We start from the raw sequence: 5,046 nt of genomic DNA, 5'->3' as shown, positions 1-5,046 counted from the left end.
CATCTTGATGATGCCCGCGACCCCCGCCGCGGCCTGGGTGTGGCCGATGTTGGATTTCACCGACCCCACCCACAGCGGGGCCTGCGGCCTGCGATTGCGGCCGTAGCCGTCCAGCAGCGCCCGCGCCTCGATGGGATCGCCCAGAGTCGTGCCGGTGCCGTGCGCCTCGACCGCGTCGACATCGGCGGCCGACAGCCCCGCGGCGGCCAGCGCCTCGTCGATCACCCGCACCTGCGCCGGGCCGCTCGGGGCGGTCAGCCCGTTGCTCGCGCCGTCGGAGTTCACCGCGGAACCGCGCAGCACCGCGAGCACCGGGTGGCCGTGTCGTTCGGCGTCGGACAAGCGCTCGAGGACCAGCATCCCGGCGCCCTCGGCGAATCCGGTGCCGTCGGCGGCGGCCGCGAACGGTTTGCACCGTCCGTCGGCCGCCAAGCCGCGCTGCCTGCTGAACTCGGTGAAGATCCGCGGGCCGGTGATCACGGTCACCCCGCCGGCCAGGGCCATCGCGCACTCCCCCGCACGCAGCGCCCGCGCGGCCAGATGCACCGCGACCAGCGACGACGAACAGGCCGTGTCGATGGTCAGCGACGGCCCTTCCAGGCCGAGCATATAGGCGATCCGGCCCGAGGCGACGCTGGTCGTGTTGCCGGTCAGCAGATGTCCCTCGAGATTGCCCGCGCTGTGCGTCGAACCGGGCAGGTACTCCCCCGCGATGACCCCGGCGAAGACGCCGGTCCGGGTGCCGCGCAGAGCGGCCGGATCGATGCCGGCCCGCTCCACCGCCTCCCACGCGACTTCGAGCAGCAACCGCTGCTGCGGATCGGTCGCCTCCGCCTCGCGCGGGCTCATATCGAAGAAGGCGGCGTCGAACGCGTCGGCGTCGTCGAGGAAACCGCCGACCGTCGCGTAGCTGGCGCCGGGCTTGTCCGGGTCGGGGTCGTAGCGCTCGGCGAGGTCCCAGCCCCGACCCGGCGGCACCGGCCCGATCACGTCACGGCCTTGCGCCAGCAGGTTCCAGTAGTCCTCCGGACCGCGCACGCCACCGGGAAAGCGGCAGCCCATCGAGACGATCGCGATCGGTTCGGCATCGCGCGCCTGCGCCTCGCGCAGCCGGGCCCGGGTGTGGTGCAGTTCCGTGGTGACCCGTTTGAGGTAGTCGCGGAGCTTGTGCTCGGTGTCCATGGTCCCCTGTCCCATCAGATGCCCAGTTCGTTCTCGATGAAGTCGAAGATCTCGGTGTCCGAGGCGGCGGCCAGCGTGCTGCCGACCTCCTCGTCCACCACCGCCGAATCACCGAGCAACGCCAGGACCTGGGTCAGCCGGGCGACGAGTCGGGCTCGGTCGCGGTCGTCGGGCGCGACGGCGTCGGGTTCGGCCACGGCTCGGTCCAGTTCCGCGAGCAACGCGGCCGGACCGCCCGTGTCGGGCGCCAACTCGGTGAGCAGATGACGGCTCAGCGCGCGCGGCGTCGGATGCTCGAACACCAGCGTCGCGGGCAGTGGCAACCCGAGAACCGGGCGCAACCGGTTCCGGAATTCGACCGCGGTCAGCGACTCGAATCCCAACTCGCGGAACGCCCGGTCCGGATCGATCGCCTCGGCGGATTCGTGGCCGAGGACCGCGGCGGCGGTGCCGCGCACCAGGTCGAGCACCATCTCGGCCTGGTCTTCCCGCGTGAGGCCGGCGAGGCGACCGGTCAGCGCGGGCCCGTTCGCGGCGGCGTCGGCGGTGCGCGCCGGGACACGGACCAGGCCGCGCAGCAGCGCAGGCAGCGCATCGCCCGCCGCGCGCAACGCGGCGCGATCCAGCCGGGCCGCGATCACGACCGGATCGGGCCCGCCGCCCGCCGCGTCCAACAACGCCAGGCCCTGTTCGGTGGACAGCGGCTGGATGCCCGCCCGCGCGATCCGACGCAGGTCCGCCTCGTCGAGGTGTTCGGTCATGGCGCTGGTCCGCGCCCACAGGCCCCAGGCCACCGAGGTCGCGGGCAGACCGTGGTGACGTCGGTGCGCGGCGAGGGCGTCCAGGAACGAGTTCGCCGCCGCGTACGCGCCTTGACCGGCGTTGCCCAGGACACCGGCCAACGACGAGAACAGGACGAAGGCGGCGAGATCGTGGTGTTCGGTCAGCTCGTGCAGGTGCCAGGCGGCGTCCACCTTCGGTCGCAACAGCGCGTGCAGCCGCTCGGGGGTGAGGGTGGCGAGCATGCCGTCATCGATGACGCCCGCCGCGTGGAATACCGCGACGAGCGGATGTTCGGACGGCACGGCCGCCAGCACCGCGGCCAGGTCGGCGCGGTCGGCGGTGTCGCACGCGGCGACGGTGACCCGCGCGCCTGCCCCGGTCAGCTCGTCGACCAGATCGGGGGCGTGGCCGGTGCGGCTCAGCAGCACCAGTCGTCGCACGCCGTGGTCGGTGACCAGATGCCGGGCCAGCGCGGAACCGAGCACGCCGGTGCCGCCGGTGATCAGCACCGTGCCACCGGGATCGAGCGGCGCGGGCAAGGTCAGCACCACCTTGCCCACGTGTCGGGCTTCGCGCAGGTATCGGTACGCCTCCGGCGCGCGACGGATGTCCCGTGCGGTGACCGGCATCGGTTCGAGCACACCGCTCTCGAACAGCGCGCGCAGGTCGGCGTACATCTCCCGCAGCCGTTCGGGGCCCGCGTCCAGGACGTCGTAGGCCCGATAGCGAACCCCCGGATACCGGGCCGCGATGTCCTCGGGATCGCGGATGTCGACCTTGCCCATCTCGACGAACCGTCCGCCGTCGCCGAGCAGGTCCAGAGACGCCTCGATGAACTCGCCGGTGAGGGAGTTGAGCACCACGTCGACGCCGTCCGCGAAGTGCTCCCGGAATTCGGGGGTGCGCGAGTTGGCGATGTGCCGGTCGTCGAGACCGAGCTCGCGCAAGGTGTCCCACTTCGGCGGGCTCGCCGTGGCGAACACCTCCATTCCCCAGTGCCGGGCAAGTTGCAGGGCCGCCATCCCCACCCCGCCGGTGGCGGCGTGCAGCAGCAGTCGTTCTCCCGCGCGCACCCCGGCCAGATCCCGCAGCCCGTAGTAGGCGGTCAGGTAGGCGACCGGGATGGTGGCGGCGCCGGCGAAGGTCAACCCTTTGGGCATGACGGCGAGCAGGTGGGCCTCCGCGACGGTAACCGGCCCCATACCGCCGGAGAACAGGCCCATCACCCGATCGCCCACCGCGAGATCGGCGACCTCCGACCCGACTTCGACGACGATGCCCGCGCCCTCGCCCGCCGTGGCGCGGGCATCCTCGACCATGCCGAGCGCCACCACGACGTCGCGGAAATTGAGTCCGGCCGCGCGGACCGCGACCCGGACCTGGTCGGGCGCCAGCGGCGCGAGGGCGACCGGATTGGGGTGGATCGCCAACCCGTCGGCACGGCCTGCCCCCGTGAGCGCCAGCCGCCAGGGCCCGGTCTCGGGTTCGGTGAGCGCACCGCCGCGCGCGGGTTCGAGCCGCGCGGCGCTCGCCGCACCCCGCCGCAGCACGAGCTGGGGTTCACCCGTGGCCGCTGCGGCGGTCACGGCGGCCAGGGAGGCCGGGTCCCCGTCGTGGTCGATGAGGACCAGTCGATTCGGATACTCCGACTGCGCCGTCCGCAGGAGGCCGAGTGCCGCGGCCGCCGCCAGGTCGGTGACGTCCTCGCCGATACCCGCCGCCACCGCGCCCCGCGTCAGGACCGCGAGGACGGCGGTCGAGGTCGCCGGATCCCCCAGCCACTCCTGGACCGCGCCCAGTACCCGCGCGACCAGTTCGTGGACGCGCGCGGCCTGCTCCGCGTCCACGCCGAGTTCCGCGGTGGCCAGACGCAGCAGGACCACGTCGGGCAGCGGGCCCGCGGCCGACAGCGCGGACAAGTCACGGCATTCGGTCACCTCGACGGCGGTGCGGCCCGGCGAATCCGACAGTGCCACCGGCGACCAGATCTGCCGGAACAGCTGGTCCTCGCGCGGCCCGCCCATACCGCCGACCGCGACCGGGCGGGTCCGCAGGTCCTCGACCGTCAGGACCGGCGCGCCGGTCGGATCGGCGAGCAGGATGCGCAAGCCGTCCTCGCCGACCGGGGTGATCCGGGCCCGCACCGCCCGCGCGCCCCGCGCGTGCAGTCGCACTCCCCGCCAGGCGAAGGGCATTCGGGGACCGTCGTCGCCGAGAGTCCCCGCCAGCGCTTGCAACGCCGAATCGAGAAGTACCGGATGCAGATCGAAGTCGCCGCCGAGTCCCTCGGGCAGCGCCAGTTCGGCGTAGACGTGCTCGTCGGTCCGCCACACCGCGCGCACGCCGCGGAACCGGGGTCCGTAGCCGTGGCCGCGGTCGGCCAGGTTCGCGTACAACTCCTCGACATCCGGTGGCGTCGCGCCCTGCGGCGGCCACTGGATCAGTGACTCGTCGCCGCGACCCTGCCCCGGGCCGACCAGTCCGGTCGCGTGCGGATGCCACGGCAGATCGTCGTCCGCCCGGGAGTGCACGGACACTTCGCGCACGCCGTACGCGTCGGCCGCCCCGACCCGTATCTGCACGGCGACCGGTGCGGTCAGGGTCAGCGGCGCGGTCAGGGTCAGCTCCAGCACCTGCTCGCAGCCGACCCGGCGACCGGCGTGACCGGCCAGTTCGACCAGCGCGGCGCCGGGCGCCAGCACGGTGTCCAGTACCGAGTGATCGGCCAACCAGGGCTGAGTCGCCACGGAGATCCGGCCGGTGAGCACCAGCCCGCCGTCGTCGGCCAAGTCGACCGACGCGCCCAACAGCGGATGTTCGGCCGCCGCCAGCCCGGCCGCCGCGACGTCGCCGCCGGCGGAGGCCTCCAGCCAGTAGCTGTCGCGCCGGAACGGATAGGTCGGCAGGTCGACATGCGGATGCGCGCCGGGAAAGACAGCGCGCCAATCGATCTCGACGCCGTGGACATGCGCCTCGGCGACGGCGCGCAGGAACCGGGAACGTCGCCCTCCTCGCGCCGCAGCGTGCCGAGCGCGACCGCGGTCGGGTGGATCCGATCGGCGGTCTGCCCGATGCCGAAGG

The 5,046-nt window shown here is 73.3% G+C and carries 2 protein-coding genes; both read right to left on the bottom strand.

Going from position 1 to position 5,046, the window contains the following annotated elements:
• Positions 1-1,200, bottom strand: a 1,200-nt coding sequence (locus ON30_RS28130) for a beta-ketoacyl synthase N-terminal-like domain-containing protein (protein WP_444543694.1), incomplete at its 3' end; no start/stop codon positions are given.
• On the bottom strand, positions 1,197-4,772 hold the full coding sequence (locus tag ON30_RS28125) for an SDR family NAD(P)-dependent oxidoreductase (RefSeq protein WP_218006315.1): 3,576 nt from the start codon (positions 4,770-4,772) through the stop codon (positions 1,197-1,199). The genes ON30_RS28130 and ON30_RS28125, both read right to left, overlap by 4 nt.
• Positions 4,773-5,046 lie beyond the last annotated feature (274 nt).

This window comes from Nocardia takedensis NBRC 100417 (genome assembly GCF_000308695.1).
Taxonomy (GTDB): domain Bacteria; phylum Actinomycetota; class Actinomycetes; order Mycobacteriales; family Mycobacteriaceae; genus Nocardia; species Nocardia takedensis.
Note: the sequence above shows the minus strand (reverse complement) of the source record. Positions and strands in the feature narration are given on the sequence as shown.